Below are 19,986 nucleotides of genomic sequence, written 5' to 3'. Positions count from 1 at the left end.
ATGTTGTCCTTAACTTGGGCTCATCCTGGCGCCCAAAATTGCGAAGCTCTTACGCTTTGCGTGCACGGCGACGAGAAAGCCCGAGTCCGAGTATGCCCAGCCCAAAGAGAACAACTACACCCGGCTCCGGCACGGAAACCAGAGCAAAAGCATGGTTGTCACTTTCAAATGCATAGCTGGTGCTGGAAAGCATGACTTGGTCGAAGCTCATGGCGCCAAAGTCAAAGTTCACATAGCGGTTGGTATCAGTGCTGCCTTGACCGCCGTCAGCGGGTGATACGATATCGCTACCGGTGAAGCTGTCGACCATACTGCCACCTGACCAAAAGCTGATGGAGTTGTAGGCGTCGATAGAGCCCCAGTAAAGGCCGAAGTAGTTGGCGCTAAAGCCCAGGTCAAATGTTGCGGAACCTGATGATTGGTCGAGCGGTACAGTTAGGTAGGGAGCATCTGTACCGAGAGGCTCAGCATAGACGCCGCCCAAATTGCCAGACACGATGGCGTAGTCGCCGCTGGAGGCGGTATAGGCGCCAATGGTGCCGTCGTTAAAGTCTACAACGGTAGCGCCGGCTACGGATGTCGTCGTAACGCCGGGCCCAGACAACGTGATGATTGCCGCCTGTGCACCGGCCGCAAGGCTGAGGGCAAACATGGCGCTAGTGATTTTTAAAAGTACCTTTTTCATGCCGAACTCCTTGAGACTAAACTGGCTGAGTGGAGCATGAACTAAGGCAAAATACGCGCCATCGCGGGTTTTACCATAAAAAACAAAACACTATGCTTTTTCGTCCAAAAGCATTCGGACGGAATGTAAATTATATCGACGGCTCAATTTCCCCGATGTCGATTGCCCTTTGTTTAGAGCTGTCATCGGTTCATTCAGTATCTAATTCCGGGCTTGAGGGCCTGTCTGCCCTCACTTTCTAGCCGTCGTTGATCTCAAGCATGTGGGCTTCGATCCAGGCCTTGGCTTCTTCAGTGACCTGCTTGTTATCTTTGCCTTCACAGCTGATGGGTTCGCCGACAATCACGGTGATGGTTCCGGGCTGGAGGATAAAATTTCTTGCCGGCCAGTGGCGACCGGCATTGTGGGCCACGGGCAGTACTGGCCGGCCGGCGCTGATGGCGATATCGGCGCCGCTGCGGGCATAGTTGCCCACTTCCCCCGGGCGCATGCGGGTGCCTTCCGGAAAGATCATCACATTGATGCCTTCCTCCAATCGGCTGACGCCTTTCTTGCGCACATCGCGCAGGGCCTGGCGTGGGTTGCTGCGGTCGATGGCGATCGGTTTGAGGGCTGACAAGCCCCAGCCAAAGAAAGGAATACGCAGGAGCTCTTTCTTCAGAATGGTGCTCACGGGCCCAAAATGGCACTGTAAAAACAGCGTCTCAAAGGTACTCTGGTGTTTGCACATGATCACGAACGGCTGTGCGTCCTTGTGATAGTCGCCCCGGATCTCCACGCGCACGCCGCAGATTGCCCGGAGGAAAAACATCACCAGGTGGGTCCACGGGTTGATCAGTCGCCAGCGGACGCTGTAGGGCAGGTGTAGCCCCCAGACGATCACGCTGAATGTGCCGTAGATGACGCCGCTACCGTAATAGGCCAGGTAAAACAGCACCGATCGGATAAATAGCCAACTGCGATACAACACGGTGAAGGCTCCCTCTAGTCAGTCTCTCTCTTGTAATAAGGTGTCCACAGCGTCAGCCAGGGTCGCAAAAAATTCCGGTTGTTGTTCAGCGGGCAGGCTTTGACGGGTGTGGGTTCCGCGACCGGTACCCACCAGTAGGGGGCGGGCACCTTTGGCGCGGGCGGCCAGAATATCCTCTGGCCCGTCGCCAATCACCGGCAGGTCGGTGACGGACAGGTTGAATTCGGCTTCGATGGCTTCGAGCATGCCGGGCATGGGCTTGCGGCACTTGCACTGGTCGGTGTCGGTATGCGGGCAGTAAAAAATGGCCGCCACCTCGCCCCCCGCCGCTTCCACGGCCTCGGTCAGTTGCGCGTGCTCGTGCTCGAGTTGATCCAGCGACAGACTGCCGTCCCCCAGGCCGCTCTGATTGGTGGCGATCACCAGGGTGTAGCCCGCCCGGTGGAGTCGGGTCAGGGCATCGACACTGCCCGGCAGGGGTGTCCAGCTACCGGCCTGCTCGGCGGTGGGGCGGCGATTGATGACGCCGTCGCGCTCCAGAATGACCAGGTTCATGAGCGGATCACTTGGCCGGTGCCAGTTGGGAAATGTCGGCAACCTGCAGGAACAGATCGCGCAACTGTTGCAGCAAGGCCAGGCGGTTGGCCTGTAGCGCCGGGTCGTCGGCCATCACCATGACGTTATCGAAGAAACTGTCGACGGGCTCTTGCAGGTCCGCGAGACTCGCCAGCACCTGGGTATATTCGCGGGCACTGAAAAGCGGGGCGACGCTCTCGGCTTTCTCCGCCAGTGCCCGAGCCAGGGTCTGTTCCGCCGGCTCTTTCAGCAACCCGCTGTCCAGCGCGGCTTTAGGTTCGCCGGATTTGCTCAGAATGTTCGACACCCGTTTGTTCGCCGCCGCCAGCGCCTGAGCCTGGGGCAATTGACTGAACTGGAACACGGCTCTCACCCGCTGATCGATATCCAGAGGCACACTCAGGTTCTTGGCGGCGACCGCGCGGAAGACTTCGGTGGGAATCTCGGCGTCTTCGTACCAGGCCCGGAAGCGCTCGAGCATATAGGTGAGTACCTGTTCGACCCGTTCGTCACCGGCGCTGATGCCGGTGTGCTGGTCCATCGCCTGGTTCAGCAACTCCCGCAGGTCCAGATCCAGTTGCTTCTCCACCAACAGGCGCAATACACCCACGCTCGCCCGGCGCAGGGCAAAGGGGTCCTTGGAGCCGGTGGGTTGCTGGCCGATGCCGAAGATGCCGCTGATGGTATCCAGCCGGTCGGCGAGCGCGATGATCGTACCGGTGGGGGTCTCGGGCAGTGCATCGCCCGCAAAGCGCGGCAGGTACTGTTCGCTCATCGCCCGGGCAACCTCGTCACGCTCGCCATCGTTGTGGGCGTAGTAGTAACCGGCGATGCCCTGCATCTTGTCGAACTCGCCCACCATCAGGGTCACCAGGTCGGATTTGCACAGCTCACCGGCGCGTTGCGCCAGTTCGGTGTCGGCCTCCAGCTGCTTGGCCATATGCACGGCGAGTGCGGCGATACGCTCGGTTTTGTCGTAAATGCTGCCGAGCTGCGCCTGGAACACGATCGGTTTCAGCTTGTCGCGCAAGCTGGCGAGTGAGTGTTTTTTATCGGCCTCGAAAAAGAAGGCCGCGTCCGACAGGCGCGGGCGAATGACCCGCTCGTTGCCGTCGATCACTTGGGTGGGGTCGGTGCTGATGATATTGGCAACGGTAATAAAGTGGGGCAGTAGCCCGCCGCCGGCATCCACCACGTGGAAGTATTTCTGGTGCTCTTTCATGGAGGCAATCAGCGCCTCGGCGGGCACGGCCAGGAAGCGCTTCTCGAAGTTACCCAGCAGCGCCTGCGGCCACTCCACCAGTGCGGTGACCTCGTCGAGCAGGTCGGGGTCGATCACAGCGATGCCCTTGACCTTCTCGGCCTCGGCCTCTACCTGCTGCTGGATGATGCCTCGGCGCTCTGCCAGATCGGCCATCACGCAGCCGCTGTCTTTCAGGGTGCGGGCGTAGTCGGCGGGGGTGTCGATGACAATCTCGTGTTGACACTGGAAGCGGTGGCCGCGACTGACGCGGTTGGCTTTCAGGCCGAGCACCTCGGCATCGACGATCTCATCGCCCAGGAGCATCACCAGCCAATGGGCCGGGCGGACAAATTCCGTGCGTTTGGCACCCCAGCGCATGCGCTTGGGGATAGGCAGTTTTGCCAGGGCGTCGGCGACGATGGGGCCGAGCAGTTCGCAGGTGGGTTGGCCACCGGTGGTTTGCTGGGCCACCAATTTGTCGGCTTTACCGTCGTTGGCGGTTTCCAGTTGATCCACGCTAAGGCCATTTTTGGCGGCAAAGGCGGTGGCCGCTTTGGTGGGCTTGCCCTCGGCATCAAACGCAATCTTGGCCGGTGGCCCCCACACTTGCTGTTCGGTCACCGGGGTCTGTTCATCCAGATCGGACACCAGCAGGGCGAGCCGACGGGGCGTGGCATAGGGGCGGACCTCACCAAACTCCAGTCCCTGTTGTTGCAGGCCGGCGATAACGCCTTCCTGAAATGCCCCAATCAGGGTCTTGAGCGCGGTCGGGGGCAGTTCTTCGGTGCCCAGCTCTACCAGAAAATCTGCACTCATGATCAGGCCTCTTTTTTGATCTTGGCCGCTTCGGCGGCGAGAATTTCAGTGCGCAGGGCTTCCGGCGCGAGCGGGAAACCGAGGCTGTGGCGGGCGTCGAAGTAGGCCTGGGCCACGGCCCGGGCCAGGGTGCGTACCCGCAGAATAAAACGCTGGCGCTCGGTCACGGAGATAGCGTGCCGGGCGTCGAGCAGGTTAAAGGCGTGGGAGGCCTTCATCACCATTTCGTAGGCGGGCAGGGGCAGGCCCTTTTCAATCAGGCGCTGGCTCTCGCGCTCGCACACGTCGAAGCTGTGGAACAGGTACTCGACATCCGCTTCTTCAAAGTTGAAGCGCGACATCTCCACTTCGTTCTGATGGAAGACGTCGCCGTAGGTGACTTTTTCGCCGTCGGGGCTGATGGTCCACACCAGGTCAAAAATCGAATCCACGCCCTGCAGGTACATGGCGATGCGTTCGAGGCCGTAGGTGATCTCGCCGGTGACCGGGTAGCACTCCAGGCCACCCACCTGCTGGAAGTAGGTAAACTGGGTTACTTCCATGCCGTTGAGCCAGACCTCCCAGCCCAGGCCCCAGGCGCCCAGGGTGGGAGATTCCCAGTTGTCTTCCACAAAGCGGATATCGTGTACGCGCGGGTCGATGCCCAGCTCCCGCAGTGAGTCGAGATACAGCTCCTGGATATTGTCCGGTGAGGGCTTCAGGGCGACTTGAAACTGATAGTAGTGCTGGAGGCGGTTGGGGTTCTCGCCGTAGCGGCCATCGGTCGGGCGGCGGCAGGGTTGGACATAGGCGCTGTACCAGGTTTCCGGGCCGATAGCGCGCAGAAAGGTGGCCGGGTGAAAGGTGCCGGCGCCCACTTCCATGTCCAGTGGCTGAAGAATCACGCACCCCTGACGGGCCCAGTAGCTTTGCAGGGCAAGGATCAGACCCTGAAAGGTGGACACGTCCACGTGGGCGGTGGTGGCGGGGTTAGCGCCTTGGGATGGCTGACTGTTACTCACGGTACCTGCCTCCGGCATGGGAAATCTCTAAAAGAGCGGGATTATACTGGTACGGGGGCACTATTGGTACGGCCAAGGCCCCGATATCGGGGCAAAAGCGGGTGCGAACGTGTCGCCAAGCGCCCTTTTCCGGTAAGCTACGCGCTGAAAAAACGGCATTTCGATGCCGTGCGATCGTACGTACTGAGGCAATGGTATGAAAAATTGGCTCGCGCCAAAACTGATCCGGGCGATGGGGTATTTACCCCTGCCGGTCAGCCGCGCCCTGGGCAATCTGGTGGGGTGGCTGGCCTGGTGTGCCGGGGGGCGATCTGCTCGGGTAACCCAGGTCAATTTGGCCCTGTGTTTTCCCGAGTTGGATGAAGAGCAGCGCCGGGCGCTGGCCCGGGCGAGCTTGAGGGAAACCGCCAAAACGGCCGCTGAGGCCGCCGTGGTCTGGCAGCGCTCGCCCGAGTGGTTGGTGCGTCACACCCTCGCCATTGACGGACTCGAGCAGGTGGAGGCGGCGCAGGCAGAAGGTCGGGGGGTGTTGATTATCGCGCCTCATCTGGGCAACTGGGAAGTCATTCCAGGCCTGCTCGCGCGCTACGGTACGTTTACGGCCATGTACCAACCCCCCAAAATTCCCGGTATGGACAAGCTCATTCTAAAAGGGCGGAGCAAGGCGGGTATTCAAATGGCGCCCACCAACAGGCGCGGTGTATCACAATTGTTAAAAGCCCTGAAAAAGGGTGAACTGGTCGGCATTTTGCCGGACCAAATACCAGAGTCAGATTCCGGTGCCGAAGTTGCGCCCTTCTTCGGCCAGCCAGCTTTGACCATGACCCTGGTACACAATCTGGTCGCCCGCGCGGGCGCGGTACCTCTGATGGTGTTCGCCGAGCGTATACCCAAGGGCTTCAAACTGGTCATTCGTCCCTGTCAGCCCGGGGTGGGTGGCGACGACGTTCAGGCTTCGGTGGCGGCGCTTAACGCCAGCGTTGAGGCCTGCGTGCGCACGATTCCGGCGCAATATCAGTGGGAATACAAGCGTTTCCATCGGCTGCCGGAAGGTTACCCGCGGTTTTATGACCGTTGATGCGTTCTTACGTCGAAAAATGCCTACGCGATGAATCAATAACAGGACAACCTGATGAAGTATCTTCCCAGATCCCTCGTGCTGCTCGCCGCCGCCGCTACGCTGGCGGCCTGCTCCAGTACCGACCGGGTGTTGGTCAAAAAAGCCGATTTTGAGGCCGCCGAGCAGTGCTTGATGGCGCAGGCTCAATACCAACCGATACTCGAGGCTCAACAACAGCAACTGGGCGAGAGCCTCAAGCTGCTGCGGGACAGTTTTGAACTGCACAAGGAATACACCAGCCTGCGAGAGTTTCTCACGCTGGCGGAGGAGCGACGGGAACAGATTGAGTGCCCGCAGCCGGCAGAGCCTCACTATCAGCAGCAGCTGACTGATCGTCAGCTGGATATGCAGATCGTGGGGGAAATTGAGAATGTTCTGTTCACCAACGAAGACATCATCATGAGGGCGCGCATCGATACCGGTGCCACCACCTCGTCACTCGATGCCCGGGACATTCAGACTTTTGAGCGCAACGGCGACAACTGGGTCCGGTTCACCGTCAGAAATCCGGAAACGGGTGAGGATCAGCAATTTGAGCGTCAGCGGGCCAGGGGCGTGCGCATTATTCAGGCCAGCGCCGAAGAGGCCGAGCGCCGCCCGGTGGTGGAGATGCGGATTACCCTGGGACGCATTACCCAAGTGGCGGAGTTCACCTTGTCGGATCGTTCCAATCTGGAGTTTCCGGTGCTGATTGGCCGCAATATCCTACGCGACGTGATGATGGTGGATGTGAGCAAGCAGAACTTTGCACCCCTTGTCCCGCCGGAGACTTCTGACAGGAACGGGCGGGGCAGTGAATGAACCAGATGCGCCTGCCGTTCTACCTGATTATTGCCGCACTGGTTCTCGGGGGACTGGGCACCGCCTGGGCGCGACACCAGGCCATGCAGATTCCCTTTTTCCCCAACGAGACCCAGTCAGTCTGGCTGGTTGAAGCGCGCATCGACTTTTTTGCCCTGGGTGATTCGGTACAGGTCAGTTTCGATTTGCCAGCCGGTCCGCCGGGATTTGATATTTTTACCGAGCAGGCGGCGTCTCCCGGCTATGGTTTCTCCATCGTTGAACACAACGGTGAGCGCCGCGGAGAGTGGACCCGGCGCGAAGCCAGTGGTCCACAAACCCTCTACTACAAAGCCCAGTTTGTGGCCGAACCAGATACCCGGGATGCGCGTGCGCGCGATGACCAAGCACCTCGTGCGCGCGATGTGTACTGGGAGGAGCCGGAAGCGACCGCGGCTAACCAGCTCCTTGAGCAAGCCCTGCAAACCTCCAGTACGCCCGAGAGCCTGGCGCGTGAACTGAGCAAGCGTTTGACCAGCAGCGATCTGGATCAGAACGCTGAACTGCTGCTATCCAGTCGCAGTGTTGCGAGTAGCCTCGAGCGCTTAATGAATCAGGCTGGCGTGCCTGCGCGCCTGTCCATGGGCCTCTATGTCGAGGATGCCCGGCGGCGTCAGGCGCTGACACCCTTGGTGGAAATCTACAGCGACGATCGTTGGCAAGCGTTCAACCCGGTGACTGGTCAGCAGGGCATCCCCGAGAACCTGGTGCTCTGGCACCAGGGCAGCCAGGCCTATCTCGACGTTATCGGTGGGCGTCAGTCGACCGTGAGCTTTTCCATGATTCGGCAGACCGTGCCGGCCTTGGAATTGGCCAAGGCCCAGCACAGCGACAGTCCCTTTGCTCTGCTCGGGGTTTACCGCCTGTCGATCGAAGAGCAAAGCATGTTCAAGCTGTTATTCCTGTTGCCTCTCGGCGCTCTGGTGGTCGTGTTTATGCGGGTGCTGGTGGGGATCAAGACCTCGGGCACCTTTATGCCGATCCTGATTGCCCTCGCGTTTCTTCAGACCTCCCTGGCTCCGGGCCTGATCAGCTTTGTGTCGATTGTCGGCCTGGGCCTCCTGCTGCGCAGCTATCTGTCTCATCTGAACCTGTTGCTGGTGCCCCGTATCGCGACACTGGTCGTGCTGGTGATCTTTCTGATTTCGATCCTCAGCCTGGTGGGCTATCAGTTGGGTTTCAACACCGGGATGACCATCACCTTTTTCCCGATGATCATCATCGCCTGGACGATCGAGCGGATGTCGATCCTGTGGGAAGAAGAAGGGCCCCAGGAGGTCGTGACCCAGGGCGGTGGCAGCTTGATTGTTGCCGTGTTGGCCTATCTTTTGATGCAGTTGCCCCTGTCCAATCATCTGACGTTCAACTTCCCGGAACTGAATCTGGTGATCCTCGCGTTGATCATGGTGATGGGCCAGTACACCGGCTATAAGCTGACTGAGCTGCGCCGCTTTCACGATATGGTGGACGATGCACCTGATGTACCCGAGGAGAAGCGCCCGTGAAGTGGGTAAGCCCCTGGCGCCTCAAGCGTATGGGCATTCTGGGGATGAACTGCCGCAACCGGGAGTTTATCGGGCGCTACAACGAGCGTGAACGCTACCCCCTGGTGGACGACAAGCTCAAAACCAAGCTATTGGCCGAGGACTACGGCCTGGCCATGCCCGCGCTGCGTTTTGTGGTCAGCCAACAGCACGAAATCGGTCATATTGAGCGCAAGCTTTACGATTTCGATGGTTTTGTCCTCAAGCCCGCCAAGGGCTCGGGCGGCAAGGGTATTCTGGTGATTACCGGGCGTCATGGCGACAAATTCGTCAAGGCCTCCGGTGCCGAGATTGGCATCGAGGATATCCGCCGGCATATGACCAACACCCTTGCGGGTTTGTACTCCCTGAGTGGCCAGCCGGATGTGGTGATTGTCGAGGATCTGATTGAGTTCGATGACAGCTTTGAAGGCTATTCCCACGAAGGGGTGCCCGATATCCGCATCGTCGTGTTTCAAGGGTATCCGGTAATGGCGATGTTGCGCTTGGCCACCCACGCTTCGGATGGCAAGGCCAATTTGCACCAGGGGGCGGTGGGCGTGGGTCTGGATATCGGCTCTGGCCGCTGCCTGCATGCGGTACAGTTCGCCCAGAAGATCAAACGCCACCCGGATACCGATAAACCCCTCAATGAAATCCGTATTGGTGACTGGCGCCAACTGATGATTCTGGCGGCGCGCTGCTATGACATGACCGGCCTTGGCTATATCGGTACCGATATCGTGCTCGACAAAAGTCGCGGGCCGCAGCTGTTGGAGCTCAATGCACGCCCGGGCCTGTCTATCCAGGTGGCCAACGGCGAGGGCCTGTTACCGCGTCTGCGCCATATCGAAGCCATGATTCGCACCCATTGGAAGATACTGCCGGGTTATCACAAGCCGTTGAGCAATCGGCCGCCGCATGCTGACGCCGAGGATCGGGTGGACTATGTCATAAGGACGTTTGGGCGCCACCAATAACAGTGGCAATAATTGCGATCAATATTATTTCTGTATTTAAAGGGTTATAGGTGGTGCGCACGCACCAGTTGCTGATACCCGCGATAGCCCGCCCAGGTGCATCCCAGAATGTAGGGCACCGCAGCCGCCACCCACATGATCAACCCCGCCAATTGCTGGTCTTGCAGACTGCGTGCTTCGCCGTACAGGGGACTGTTGGCAAAGGTCAGTATCGCCCCTAAAAAGCCGGTATGCATCAACGTAAAAAGCAGCGCCACCAACACCCAGGGCGTGCGCGCACTACTCGCCCGCAAGACTGCCCACCAAAAGATACCGGCTGTGATCAGAAAGCAGGCGTGTTCAAAGGCGTGCCACCAGACATTCTCCACCGCCAGCATATAAAAATAGGGCAGGTGCCAGAACCAGATCATAAAACCGTGCACATACGCGGCAAGCATCGGTTTGCCCGCCAGCTGCAAGCCCGGTCGCCAAAGCCGGGTCAGGAAGCGCCCACTCACCGCCGTTAATTGGGGCAGAGGGCGGCACAGCACCCAGAGCGGCGCAATCACCACCATCAACAGCATATGTTGGGTCATATGGGCGGCGGTACTGGTTTTGGCCCAGTCGTCGAGGGGGCCGAGGAGCGCGGCAAACGCGAGCACGGCGGTAACATGAAAGGTGACTTGGCGCGCGGGCGACGGCCGTGTGCGCCAACTGCCCCAGGTGTAGAGCCCCCAATAGCCCAGCAGCAGAATGCCCGTGAGGGCTGCCGCCAGTTGATCTTCGCCGGTACTGGTGAAGGGGTTGTGGGCCAGAACAGCAGGGCTCCAGAGCAGAAGTGCTGGCGCAACTAGACGCATGGCGGTAAGACCACCACGGGCAGACCGATCCACAGGGTGGCCAGGGCGGAGACGCCGTGAGCTCCCGCGCCGAGCCGTGCCATAAAGCGCTCACTGCTGCCTGGGGCTTGGGCCTTGCCCGCCCGCCAGCAGCGCCAGGTCATGATCGCGAGCAGGGCGAGAACGGTGGCGGTGAGCAGCAAGAGCCCGCCGTTAAGCCCGGTCAAGGCACCCGACGCTGCGGCGGGAGGCGCCACGGCACACACAATCGACAGGCCCCCGTAGAGGACGACAAACCACAGCGCCCAGAGCAACAGCCCGAGGGTTGTGTGAACGGGGTGGGTAGGCTGCCAGAGCCGCCGAATCACGGTGAGCCTCCCCACGCCAGCGGCAGAAGCAGAAAGGCGGTGTAGCTTATCCAGAAAATGGCCAACGTATAGATCCAGAAAGGCTTGAGCACGATGGCTTCATAGGGTAAGTGAGCACTTACGTAGCCCAGTTTGATGCGCGCACTTTGCAGCAGGCTGGCCAGCGTCGCTACCAGGCTGTGGAACAGCAAGTAATAGAGCATGACCGAGAGTACGGCGTCGTGGGCTAACGCGCCAGGTTCGAGCCCGGCGCTGGCGATCACCCAGATCAGGCTGCCCAGGTGCAGGAGTGCAAGCACGCTGGTTTGCACACTCGCGGGCCACAAGCCGCTGTCCTGACCCGCACGAAGACGTTCGGTCAGTCGGCGGTAGCGGAACACTGTCAGGGTCAAGAGTACACCTGTTGCCATCAGTCCGCTGGTACTCAGGCGTGTCTCCTCCGGCAGGCGCCAGTCGGGGGATACTGTCCACAGATAAAACCAGCCGAAAAGCAGTGACAGGTATAAGGTCGCGTCTGCCATCAGGGTCACGATCATGCCCCAGCGCCCCGGGCCATCGGTGGTGCGCGAGTGCAGCGGTGGGTCTGTGCGTTCATTGACTCCCAGCGGCGCAGCTTTGGGGTGGGCGCCATTCTCCCAGCTCCACCGGAACAGGAAGATACCGGCAATGACCAGACCGAACAGTGCGAGCGGATAGACCCGCACCAGCAGGCTGATGCACACCAGTGCCAGCCCCAGCGCGGCGCACAGAGGCCACCAGGAATTTGTGGGTATGTGCATGACCTCCCGCACGCGCGCACCGATGGCATCGGTCCCCAGCAGCTCGCGCCGTCCGTGGTCGATTTCCGGGATGTGGTGATCTCCGGCGGCGATACTGTCAGGCAGGCCCGGATCGTCCCAGAGCGGGTGGCGGGAATCGATGTCGGGGATGCTGCCAAAGTTGTAGGCGCTGGGTGGCGTATTGGTGGCCCACTCCAGGGTATCCGCGTTCCACGGGTTGCGCGACGCGGGTTTGCCGAAGCGGAAATGCAGCAACAGATCCATCAGAATTAACGCGATACCGGCGGACATGATAAAACCACCTACCGAGGACAGCAGGTTGAGCCAATCCCAACCCAGTCCGGCCTCATAGGTATACACGCGCCGGGGCATGCCCAACAAGCCGGTCAGGTGCATCAGCAGGAAGGTGGCGTTAAAGCCGATAAAGGTCAGCCAGAAACCCCAGTACCCGAGGCGTTCCGAGGGCATGCGCCCGGAAATGTGGGGCAGCCAATAGTAGAGCCCGGCCATGAGCGGGAAAAACATTCCGCCCACCAGCACGTAGTGCAGATGCGCCACCACAAAGTGGGTGTCGTGGACCTGCCAATTGAAGGGCACCAGTGCCAGCATCACCCCGGTCAGGCCGCCGCAGACAAAGATGATCAGAAAGCCGAAGATCCAGAGCATGGGCAAGCTGAACGCCACCCGTCCGGTCCACAGGGTCGCCAGCCAGGCGAATACCTGAATCGCCGTGGGCACCGCCACCAGCATGCTCGCCACGGAGAAAAAGGCCTGGGCCAGCTGCGGAATTCCGACGGTAAACATGTGGTGCACCCAGAGCCCGAAGCTGATAAAACCGATCAGCAGAATCGAGAGCACAATCCAGCGATAGCCCACCAGGGGACGGCGGGCAAATACCGGAATCAGGGTTGAGACAATACCGGCGGCGGGCAAAAACAGGATGTAGACCTCCGGGTGCCCAAAGAGCCAGAACAGGTGTTGCCAGAGCAGGGGGTCGCCGCCACCGGCGACCTCAAAAAAGGGCCAGCCCGCCGCCCGCTCCAGTTCCAGCAGAATGCTGCCGAGGATCAGGGGTGGAAAGCCGAAGATGATCATCAACGCCATGGCCAGTATGTACCAGCAGAAAATCGGCATCCTGGTCAGGGTCATGCCCGGTGCCCGGCTGCGCAGAATCGAGACGGTCAGTTCAATCCCCGCCGCCATCGCGGAAATCTCCACGAAGGTGATCCCCAGCAGCCAGAAATCCGAGCCGGGCCCGGGGGCGTATTCCGCGCTGCTCAGGGGGGTGTACATAAACCAGCCGGAATCGGGCGCAATGCCGAGAAACAGGCTGGATAGGATGATCAGTCCGCCGAACAGATAGCAGTAGTAACCCAGGGAGCTGATCCGGGGGAATACCAGGTCCCGGGCGCCGATCATCTTGGGGATCATGTACAGCGCCAGGCCTTCCAGTACCGGAATGGCGAACAGAAACATCATCACCGTGCCGTGCATGGTGAAGAACTGGTTATAGGCCTCGGGCCCGATAATCTCCTGTTCCGGCAGCGCCAACTGGGTGCGCACCAGCATCGCCAGAAGCCCACCCACCAGGAAGAACAGCATCCCGGTGACCATAAAGCGCAGCCCGATGGAGGTGTGGTTTACTGCCGCGAGGGTACCGAAACCAGGCAGATTGCCCCAGACCTTTTCGAACGCCTGATGGCGCGCACGGGGATCAGTCATCGCGGTCTCCCTGCGTACGTGCGTCCGGGTTGTTCAGCCACTGTTGGTAGTCTTCAGCACTTTTTGCGGTGACCACAAAGGGCATATGAGCATGGCCCGCACCACAAAACTCAGCGCACTGGCCGTGAAAGTCGCCGGTGCGATCCGCCTCCAGGCGCAACACATTGGTGCGCCCGGGAATGGTGTCCAATTTGCCACCCAGGCGCGGCACCCAAAACGAGTGGATCACATCGGCGGTGGTCAGGTGGATGTCGACAGGCGTATTGGCGGGGATCACGAGCGCGTTAATCAGCTCGATATCACGTTCCGGATAGCGCACTTGCCAGAACCACTGGTGCGCCTTCACCTCAATCACCAGCGCTTCACCTTCTGCAGGCGGGAGCGGCAACATTCGGTGCCCGGCGGGAATACCGAAGGCGAGCAGCAGGGTAATGCTCCCAATGGGCAGGGCCAGCCCGCCCCAGATCACCCACCGGTTTTGATGGCGTTGAGCCTGTTGGTCGGAGATCTCGCCCGGGTCGCGGCGCATGGCGTACCACCAAAGACCGTAGAGCGCGGCCATGACCACGACCGAAAAGCCGAACATGCCCCACCAAAGCCAGGCTGCCGAGCGCGCCGAGGGCCCCGCAGGATCCAGGGAGGAGAGCGGCCCGTCGCACCCCGAGAGCAGCAAGAGTGTGCCAAACAGTAGCGGGCCTGCTAGGCTTCTAAGCGACCATCTATTTTCATTACTCTGACGAGGCGTCCCATGCCCGCACAACCTATTGGCAGCCGCATGGCGGTGTTCGGCCACCCGATTCATCCGGTGTTGATTCACTTTCCGGTCGCCGCCCTGATCGGGCTGGTGGGCAGCGATATCGGTTACTGGCTGACCGGTGATTTCTTCTGGGCGCGGTTGGGCTTGTGGCTTGCGGGCGTGGGCGCCGTAGGCGGCTGGATCTCCGGGACTGTCGGCCTGATTGATCTGGTGACGGTTGGGCGGATTCGCCGCCTGGTGACCGCGTGGTGTCATGGGATGCTCGCGATAATGGTGCTGTCGCTCGCCTCGCTCAACTGGTTGCTGCGCTATGGCGACCCCGCCGCGCATATCTTCCCTTGGGGCTTGTACCTGTCGTTGCTGACGGCCGCACTGATCGGCGCAGCTGGTTACCTTGGCGGTCAGCTGGTGTACGAGCATGGCGTGGGTGTCGACATCGAAGAAGCCATGGGGCGGGATGTGAAGCCCTGACGTTCTCACAGGGTCACCTCCCAGTCGGGCTTGGCCAGCACCAACGTAAAAATACTGACGATCAGTGTGATGATCACCACCAGCGCGATGGTGCACCAAGGTTGTACCGGGCCGCGGGGCTCGAAGGAGGCGTTTTGGAGAACCTCCAGGCGCATCACCAGGAACGCCAGCAAGGCATGTATGATCACCAACAACACCACCAGCGTAAGCTTCGCGATCAGCCAGGGGCTGGTGGTGCCGTTGAGCAGAAATACAGCGGTGCCGGCAATGATCGATGTGATAGCGGCGGGCCCGGCAATATGGGTAAAGACGAAGCGGGCCAACGATGCATGATGGCGAGGGGATTCCGTCAGCGCCAGGGTTTTACGTTGCGCGCCGGCGATCAGCACAGGTAGGTACACCAATGCCGCAACCCAAAACAACATGGCGGCAATATGCAACGCCAAAAACCACAGCATTGGGTGTTTGGCCTCCTTAATTGGCTCGTGGGGAATTTGCTCAGCAATCTAAAGCGTAGGTCAAGTCCGGCAAAATACCAACCGCAAGCCAAAAATCCCTGTGCTAACCTGAAAGCACTTGGTGATGAGAGAGATTGTTATGGTACGCCCGGACAGCTATCGCGACCCACAGGCCTGTGTAGACCAAGTGATCGAGCAGGTCGGAAAGACCATCGTCCTGGGGTTGCCACTCGGTTTAGGTAAGCCTCGTCACTTCGTCAATGCCCTTTATGCGCGCGCCCAGGCGGATCCCTCCTTGCAATTGCATATTGTCACGGCGCTCTCGCTTTTAGCGCCGGAACCGGGGGAATCCCTTGAGCGGCGTTTTCTGGCGCCGTTTGTCGAGCGTCTTTACGGGCAGATACCGGAGCTCGCCTACGCGCGGGATGCGATGGACGACCAGCTTCCCAGCAATGTCACGCTGTCGGAGTTTTTTTTTCAGGCGGGCAACTTAAAGAACAACCGCAATCAACAGCGCCACTACATCTGCACCAATTACACCCATGCGTTGCGGGATATTCTCGATCAGGGTGTCAATGTCATCGCGCAATTGGTGGCACCGGATGAACAGGGCGAGCAGGTCAGCCTCAGTTGCAATCCCGATTTGACCCTGGACCTCCTGCCACGTCTGCGGGCCCAGCCCTATCCGACAATCGCCATTGCCGAGTTCAGCCGATACTTGCCGTACATGGGCAACAGTGCCGCGCGCCCGCGCACGGACTTTGACCTTTTTCTGGACGATCCGGACAGTGAGTATCCGCTTTTTCCGGTTCCGCAAACACCGATTACGCCGCAGGATCATTTGATCGGTTTCTATGCCAGCACCCTACTCCAGGATGCGGGCACCTTGCAGATCGGTATCGGCTCGCTCGGTGCCGCACTGGTCCACAGTACCCTCATGCGCCACCGGGACAACCCCCGCTGGCAGGCCGTATATCGAGATCTCGCGGTGGCCCAGCGCTTCCCTGTGGTTGAACACTGTGGCGGCACCGGCAGCTTCGATGCCGGGCTTTACGGCTGCAGTGAAATGATGGTGGACGGGTTTATTCACTTGCTCAACGCCGGAATCCTCAAGCGTCGTGTCTACCCCGATGTCGCGCTGCAGGAGGCGATCAACCGGGGCGAGTCGGTCGCACAGGATGATCGCCAGGGCGGTGTGGTGATGCACGGAGGCTTCTTTGTAGGGCCGGAGGATTTCTACCGCCAACTGCATCGACTGAGTGATGAGCAGCACCGCTTGATCGATATGACCAGCATCAATTACATCAATGATCTGTTTGATCACCCATTGGGCACCCAGCGACTGAAGGTTGCGCAGCGTCAACAATCACGGTTTATCAACTCGGCCATGCTCTGCACGCTTGACGGCGCAGCGGTATCCGATGGTCTCGAGGATGGTCGTGTCATCAGCGGTGTCGGTGGCCAGTACAATTTTGTCGCCATGGCTCACGAGTTGCCCGGCGCGCGTTCGATACTGACATTGCGCAGTACCCGCAACGCGGGAGGACGGACGGTCTCGACGATCCTGTTCAGCTATGGCCACTGCACCATTCCCCGGCATCTGCGGGATATCGTGGTGACCGAGTACGGTATCGCTGATCTGCGTGGTCGCTCCGATGAGGCCGTCTATCTGGCCCTGATCCAGGTTGCCGACGCGCGCTTTCAGCAGGCGCTGCTCGAACAGGCCCAGGCCGCGGGCAAAGTGGCGAAAGATTTTCGAATTCCCGACGCCTGGCGTCGCAATACCCCGGAGACGATTGCGGCCCAGTTCAAACAGGCCGGGGGTGAGCACCAGTTCCCACGTTTTCCCTTTGGCACCGAGCTGACTGACGCCGAGCAACAACTGGGTAAAACCCTGAAGGCACTGAAGGGTAAAAGTGCCACAAAAGCCGGTAAACTCGCGTTACTCTGGGGCGGCTTGACCGCCGGTGGCCCCGCGCCGGAGCATGAACCCCTGCTAGAGCGTATGGCGCTGACCCGCCCTCGGGGGCTGGCTGAACAGATTGAACGACGACTGCTGATTTATGGACTGAAACATTTATGATGCGAACCGCCCTTTCCCTGTCCTCCCTGTTTGCCAGCCTGATTCTTCTGGTGAGTGGCAACGCCTTCCTGATGACCCTGCTCGGTTTGCGCTTGAGTATGGAGGCTTTCGCGCCCTCGGTGATCGGCTGGATTCTGGTGTGCTACTCCTTTGGCTTTGTATTCGGCACCCTCTATGCGGGCAATGTGATTCAGCGGGTCGGTCACATTCGTTCCTTTGCGGTCTTTGCCGCTTTGCTGTCTGTGGCTATTCTTGTCCACGCCCTGGCGGTCGACCCTTGGTTGTGGGGCTTCCTGCGCGCCATTGCCGGCTTTATGATGGCGGGCCTGATGATCGTCGTGGAGAGTTGGTTCAGCAGTCGGGCCGATAACAAAAATCGGGCCAGCCTGTTTGCGTTCTATCAGGTCGTGTTCTATCTCTCTACCGCTGGCGGCCAGGTGCTGATTCGCGCGAGCGAGCCTACGCTGTTTGTGCCTTTCAGTCTGGCCGCGATGCTCGTGATTCTGGCACTGGTGCCCCTGTCCATGACCCGGCGTCAGTCACCGGACATTGAACAGAGTGAGCGTCTGTCGCTCTGGCGCCTGTATCGGGAGTCGCCGGTGGGCGCATTGGGTGCCATGGTTGCGGGCTTTTTGATTAGCAGTTTCTACGCCATGGGACCGGTGTTCGCCGATCGTATCGGGTTTGCCCTGAATGAAATTTCCAATTTCATGGCCATTGCCATTCTTGCCGCCATGCTTCTGGCCTGGCCGGTGGGGCGTCTGTGCGACCGCTTTGATCGTTACCGGGTGATGCTTGTTGCCAGCGTCATCGCGGCGGTCGCAAGCGCGATTACGGCCGTATTGGCTGGCTTCAGTCCGATACTTTCGATGGTGTTTGTGGGCCTCTATATGGGCATTGCCGCGACCCTCTATCCGATCGGCGTAGCCATGACCAACGACGTTATGGACAGCCACCGGATCACCGCCGCAAGCACGGCACTCCTGCTCAGCTACGGCGTCGGTAGCTGCATTGGCCCGCTCGCGAGCGCACTGTTTATGGAGTGGCTGGGCGCCCGCGGTCTGTTTGTCGCGAGCCTCTTGGTCCTGGGGCTTTTCTCAGCCTTTATTGCCCTGCAACCGCGCCACAGACACCCCAGCGTCGAGGAGCAGGAAGACTTTTTCCTGGCCACGCCGGAAGCGGGCCTGGGTCTTCAGGATATCGACCCGAGGAACCCGGACTTCGAACCGGGGATGGCTGTCGAACCGCCCTCTGATTCAGCGCTTGTGAGTGACGCCAACGCGGCCAAGTGATCCGGAAAGTTGAGTACCGAGCCCCGGAGTACGTTGGCCACATTGGTGTCCCTGTATCTGTCTCCGCGGGGAGGAGGGCCTTTGGTGACGGCGGGAAAAGTGCCGTAACCCGCCAACAGACAGTGCCAACTCTGGGCGTCAAACTGAGAGACACCCCTGCGCTCACGCAGTACGCTGGTAATGCTTTTGTAGTTGAACCAGCCTTCGATCACCTCAAGAAAGGCATCGGACAGCTTGTCGTTATTGCGGTTGGCCCGCCAGTAGTCGCTATCCTCCCGGGTGTTAAGTTTGTAGTGACCCACGATGTAGTCACGTACCCGCTCAAAGTGCTCGTTGATAGAGCGGTTGAATTCATCCCGGTATTGCGCGCTGAACTGGCCCTGCTCAAAACGCCGGATAAAGCCTTCGATGGCTACTTGCACCAGATGCAGCGCTGTGGCCTCCAGGGGTTCGATAAATCCCTGGGATAATCCCAGACTCAAACAGTTGTGGACCCAGTGCTGTTCGAGTTGCCCGACCCGCATTTTCAGGTGGCGACAGTTGTCGGCGCTATCGGGCAGCCCCAGGTGCGCACGGAATTCCCGTTCGGCCTCGTCTTCGCTGATGAAATCCGAGCTGTACACATAGCCGTTGCCGAAGCGATTGGTGAGCGGGATCTTCCAGCACCAGCCGGCGCTCAGGGCCGTTGCCCGGGTTTCGACTGGAACCGCGCCCGCCATCGGGGTCCGCATCACCACCGCGCGATCGTTAAACAGATTCTCCTTGAAGGATTTGAACGGCACCTGGAGTGTCTGCTGCATCAGCAAGGACGCAAAACCGGTGCAGTCGACAAACAGATCGCCGCTGATCACCTGGCCGCTTTCAAGATGCAAGGCGCCAATATCGCCCGAATCGTTGCGCTGAACCTGAACAATCCTGTCACTCACATGAACCACGCCGCGACTGACAGCTACGTCCGCCAGATACTGACCGAGCAGATGGGAATCAAAGTGATAGCCGTAGGACATGTCGAACGGAAAGTGCTCGGGTGCGATGGGAGCCTTGCCCGCCTGTGCGAGAGCAGTGCCGAGAAAAAAGTCATCCGGGTGCGTGTGGACGGAGTGACCCAGACGACGGCTCATGCAGTTGTTGAAGAAGGCGGCCTGATTGAGGGCGTCGACCTGGTTGAAAAAAGGGTGGCTGTAGTGATCATGGCCGGAAGCGGGGCTCCAGTCGATAAACCGGATGTTGCACTTGTAGGTCGCATTGCAGCGGGGCATCCACTCTTTTTCGGTCAGATCGATGGCTTCGAAAAAGCGTCGCAGGTGGGGCGTTGATCCCTCGCCGACACCGATAATGCCGATGTCGGGTGATTCAACCAGCGAAATCTGCGCCGCGCCCCATTGTTTGATGAACAGATTGGCGGCCATCCAGCCGGCCGTGCCGCCTCCGGCGATAACAATATGCAAAGGCTTACTCATAAAAACTCCAAAAACGGTGCGCAC

General features: G+C 59.8%; 18 protein-coding genes. 7 read left to right on the top strand and 11 right to left on the bottom strand.

Going from position 1 to position 19,986, the window contains the following annotated elements; genetic code table 11:
- Positions 1-49 precede the first annotated feature (49 nt).
- From DKW72_RS09980 to glyQ, 5 genes are all read right to left on the bottom strand, one after another.
- Complete coding sequence (locus tag DKW72_RS09980; RefSeq protein WP_111642210.1) at positions 50-685, bottom strand: Npun_F0296 family exosortase-dependent surface protein; 636 nt, start codon at positions 683-685, stop codon at positions 50-52.
- Between the two features lie 238 nt (positions 686-923).
- The gene (locus tag DKW72_RS09975; RefSeq protein WP_232522370.1) at positions 924-1,655 is read right to left on the bottom strand and encodes a lysophospholipid acyltransferase family protein; all 732 of its coding nucleotides are present in this window, start codon (positions 1,653-1,655) and stop codon (positions 924-926) included.
- Between the two features lie 18 nt (positions 1,656-1,673).
- On the bottom strand, positions 1,674-2,210 hold the full coding sequence (locus tag DKW72_RS09970) for a D-glycero-alpha-D-manno-heptose-1,7-bisphosphate 7-phosphatase (protein ID WP_111642209.1): 537 nt from the start codon (positions 2,208-2,210) through the stop codon (positions 1,674-1,676).
- 7 nt (positions 2,211-2,217) lie between these two features.
- On the bottom strand, positions 2,218-4,290 hold the full coding sequence (gene glyS, locus DKW72_RS09965) for a glycine--tRNA ligase subunit beta (protein ID WP_111642208.1): 2,073 nt from the start codon (positions 4,288-4,290) through the stop codon (positions 2,218-2,220).
- A gap of 2 nt (positions 4,291-4,292) precedes the next feature.
- On the bottom strand, positions 4,293-5,240 hold the full coding sequence (glyQ, locus tag DKW72_RS09960; protein ID WP_111642354.1) for a glycine--tRNA ligase subunit alpha: 948 nt from the start codon (positions 5,238-5,240) through the stop codon (positions 4,293-4,295).
- Positions 5,241-5,487: 247 nt separating this feature from the next.
- On the opposite strand from glyQ, the gene DKW72_RS09955 reads away from it, so the two are divergent.
- The 4 genes from DKW72_RS09955 to DKW72_RS09940 are packed head-to-tail and all read left to right on the top strand — an operon-like array spanning position 5,488 to position 9,754.
- Complete coding sequence (locus DKW72_RS09955; protein ID WP_111642207.1) at positions 5,488-6,369, top strand: lysophospholipid acyltransferase family protein; 882 nt, start codon at positions 5,488-5,490, stop codon at positions 6,367-6,369.
- Between the two features lie 54 nt (positions 6,370-6,423).
- A complete protein-coding gene (locus tag DKW72_RS09950) occupies positions 6,424-7,212 on the top strand; it encodes an ATP-dependent zinc protease family protein (protein ID WP_111642206.1) in 789 nt (262 codons plus the stop codon).
- Complete coding sequence (locus DKW72_RS09945) at positions 7,209-8,756, top strand: inactive transglutaminase family protein (RefSeq protein WP_111642205.1); 1,548 nt, start codon at positions 7,209-7,211, stop codon at positions 8,754-8,756. The genes DKW72_RS09950 and DKW72_RS09945 overlap by 4 nt, the downstream gene beginning before the upstream one ends.
- Before the next feature lie 29 nt (positions 8,757-8,785).
- Entirely contained in the window at positions 8,786-9,754 is a 969-nt protein-coding gene (locus DKW72_RS09940; protein WP_198411312.1) for an alpha-L-glutamate ligase-like protein, read from the top strand.
- A gap of 44 nt (positions 9,755-9,798) precedes the next feature.
- Here DKW72_RS09940 and DKW72_RS09935 read toward each other — a convergent pair whose 3' ends face one another.
- Genes DKW72_RS09935 through coxB form a run of 4 tightly spaced genes read right to left on the bottom strand, consistent with a single transcriptional unit; the run spans position 9,799 to position 14,243 of the window.
- Positions 9,799-10,593 carry a cytochrome c oxidase assembly protein gene (locus DKW72_RS09935; RefSeq protein ID WP_111642203.1) on the bottom strand — a complete coding sequence of 265 codons (795 nt, stop codon included), beginning with the start codon at positions 10,591-10,593 and terminating at the stop codon, positions 9,799-9,801.
- Positions 10,584-10,940, bottom strand: coding sequence for a hypothetical protein (locus DKW72_RS09930; RefSeq protein ID WP_198411302.1), 357 nt, complete (start codon positions 10,938-10,940; stop codon positions 10,584-10,586). Before DKW72_RS09930 ends, DKW72_RS09935 begins: the two co-directional genes overlap by 10 nt.
- Complete coding sequence (ctaD, locus tag DKW72_RS09925; protein WP_111642202.1) at positions 10,937-13,441, bottom strand: cytochrome c oxidase subunit I; 2,505 nt, start codon at positions 13,439-13,441, stop codon at positions 10,937-10,939. Before ctaD ends, DKW72_RS09930 begins: the two co-directional genes overlap by 4 nt.
- A complete protein-coding gene (coxB, locus tag DKW72_RS09920) occupies positions 13,434-14,243 on the bottom strand; it encodes a cytochrome c oxidase subunit II (protein ID WP_111642201.1) in 810 nt (269 codons plus the stop codon). The genes ctaD and coxB overlap by 8 nt, the downstream gene beginning before the upstream one ends.
- Here coxB and DKW72_RS09915 point away from each other — a divergent pair.
- Positions 14,190-14,669 carry a DUF2231 domain-containing protein gene (locus DKW72_RS09915; RefSeq protein ID WP_111642200.1) on the top strand — a complete coding sequence of 160 codons (480 nt, stop codon included), beginning with the start codon at positions 14,190-14,192 and terminating at the stop codon, positions 14,667-14,669. The two genes, coxB and DKW72_RS09915, sit on opposite strands and share 54 nt — an antisense overlap.
- A 5-nt stretch (positions 14,670-14,674) precedes the next feature.
- On the opposite strand, the gene DKW72_RS09910 is transcribed toward DKW72_RS09915, so the two are convergent.
- Entirely contained in the window at positions 14,675-15,127 is a 453-nt protein-coding gene (locus DKW72_RS09910) for a CopD family protein (RefSeq protein ID WP_111642199.1), read from the bottom strand.
- Positions 15,128-15,266: 139 nt separating this feature from the next.
- Here DKW72_RS09910 and DKW72_RS09905 point away from each other — a divergent pair, with 139 nt between their 5' ends.
- Complete coding sequence (locus tag DKW72_RS09905) at positions 15,267-17,210, top strand: acetyl-CoA hydrolase/transferase C-terminal domain-containing protein (RefSeq protein ID WP_111642198.1); 1,944 nt, start codon at positions 15,267-15,269, stop codon at positions 17,208-17,210.
- Positions 17,207-18,502: an MFS transporter gene (locus tag DKW72_RS09900; protein ID WP_111642197.1), complete on the top strand. Its 1,296-nt coding sequence runs from the start codon at positions 17,207-17,209 to the stop codon at positions 18,500-18,502. The genes DKW72_RS09905 and DKW72_RS09900 overlap by 4 nt, the downstream gene beginning before the upstream one ends.
- Here the strand turns inward: DKW72_RS09900 and DKW72_RS09895 are convergent.
- On the bottom strand, positions 18,403-19,962 hold the full coding sequence (locus tag DKW72_RS09895; protein WP_111642196.1) for a tryptophan halogenase family protein: 1,560 nt from the start codon (positions 19,960-19,962) through the stop codon (positions 18,403-18,405). The two genes, DKW72_RS09900 and DKW72_RS09895, sit on opposite strands and share 100 nt — an antisense overlap.
- Positions 19,963-19,986: the final 24 nt, after the last annotated feature.

Origin of the sequence: Marinimicrobium alkaliphilum (assembly GCF_003259155.1) — a bacterium.
In the GTDB taxonomy this organism is placed as follows: Bacteria; Pseudomonadota; Gammaproteobacteria; order Pseudomonadales; family Cellvibrionaceae; genus Marinimicrobium_A; species Marinimicrobium_A alkaliphilum.
The sequence above is the reverse complement of the archived record's forward strand: the minus strand, read 5'-3'. Positions and strand labels throughout refer to the sequence as shown.

Bases quoted from the DNA above. Each gene is read 5' to 3' on its own strand.
- DKW72_RS09945 (WP_111642205.1), top strand. From the start codon at position 7,209: ATGAACCAGATGCGCCTGCCGTTCTACCTGATTATTGCCGCACTGGTT.
- DKW72_RS09895 (WP_111642196.1), bottom strand. From the start codon at position 19,962: ATGAGTAAGCCTTTGCATATTGTTATCGCCGGAGGCGGCACGGCCGGC.
- DKW72_RS09970 (WP_111642209.1), bottom strand. From the start codon at position 2,210: ATGAACCTGGTCATTCTGGAGCGCGACGGCGTCATCAATCGCCGCCCC.
- DKW72_RS09905 (WP_111642198.1), top strand. From the start codon at position 15,267: ATGGTACGCCCGGACAGCTATCGCGACCCACAGGCCTGTGTAGACCAA.
- DKW72_RS09955 (WP_111642207.1), top strand. From the start codon at position 5,488: ATGAAAAATTGGCTCGCGCCAAAACTGATCCGGGCGATGGGGTATTTA.
- DKW72_RS09910 (WP_111642199.1), bottom strand. From the start codon at position 15,127: ATGCTGTGGTTTTTGGCGTTGCATATTGCCGCCATGTTGTTTTGGGTT.
- ctaD (WP_111642202.1), bottom strand. From the start codon at position 13,441: ATGACTGATCCCCGTGCGCGCCATCAGGCGTTCGAAAAGGTCTGGGGC.
- glyS (WP_111642208.1), bottom strand. From the start codon at position 4,290: ATGAGTGCAGATTTTCTGGTAGAGCTGGGCACCGAAGAACTGCCCCCG.
- DKW72_RS09980 (WP_111642210.1), bottom strand. From the start codon at position 685: ATGAAAAAGGTACTTTTAAAAATCACTAGCGCCATGTTTGCCCTCAGC.
- DKW72_RS09900 (WP_111642197.1), top strand. From the start codon at position 17,207: ATGATGCGAACCGCCCTTTCCCTGTCCTCCCTGTTTGCCAGCCTGATT.
- DKW72_RS09935 (WP_111642203.1), bottom strand. From the start codon at position 10,593: ATGCGTCTAGTTGCGCCAGCACTTCTGCTCTGGAGCCCTGCTGTTCTG.
- DKW72_RS09940 (WP_198411312.1), top strand. From the start codon at position 8,786: ATGGGCATTCTGGGGATGAACTGCCGCAACCGGGAGTTTATCGGGCGC.
- DKW72_RS09950 (WP_111642206.1), top strand. From the start codon at position 6,424: ATGAAGTATCTTCCCAGATCCCTCGTGCTGCTCGCCGCCGCCGCTACG.
- coxB (WP_111642201.1), bottom strand. From the start codon at position 14,243: ATGAATCGGGTGGCCGAACACCGCCATGCGGCTGCCAATAGGTTGTGC.
- DKW72_RS09915 (WP_111642200.1), top strand. From the start codon at position 14,190: ATGCCCGCACAACCTATTGGCAGCCGCATGGCGGTGTTCGGCCACCCG.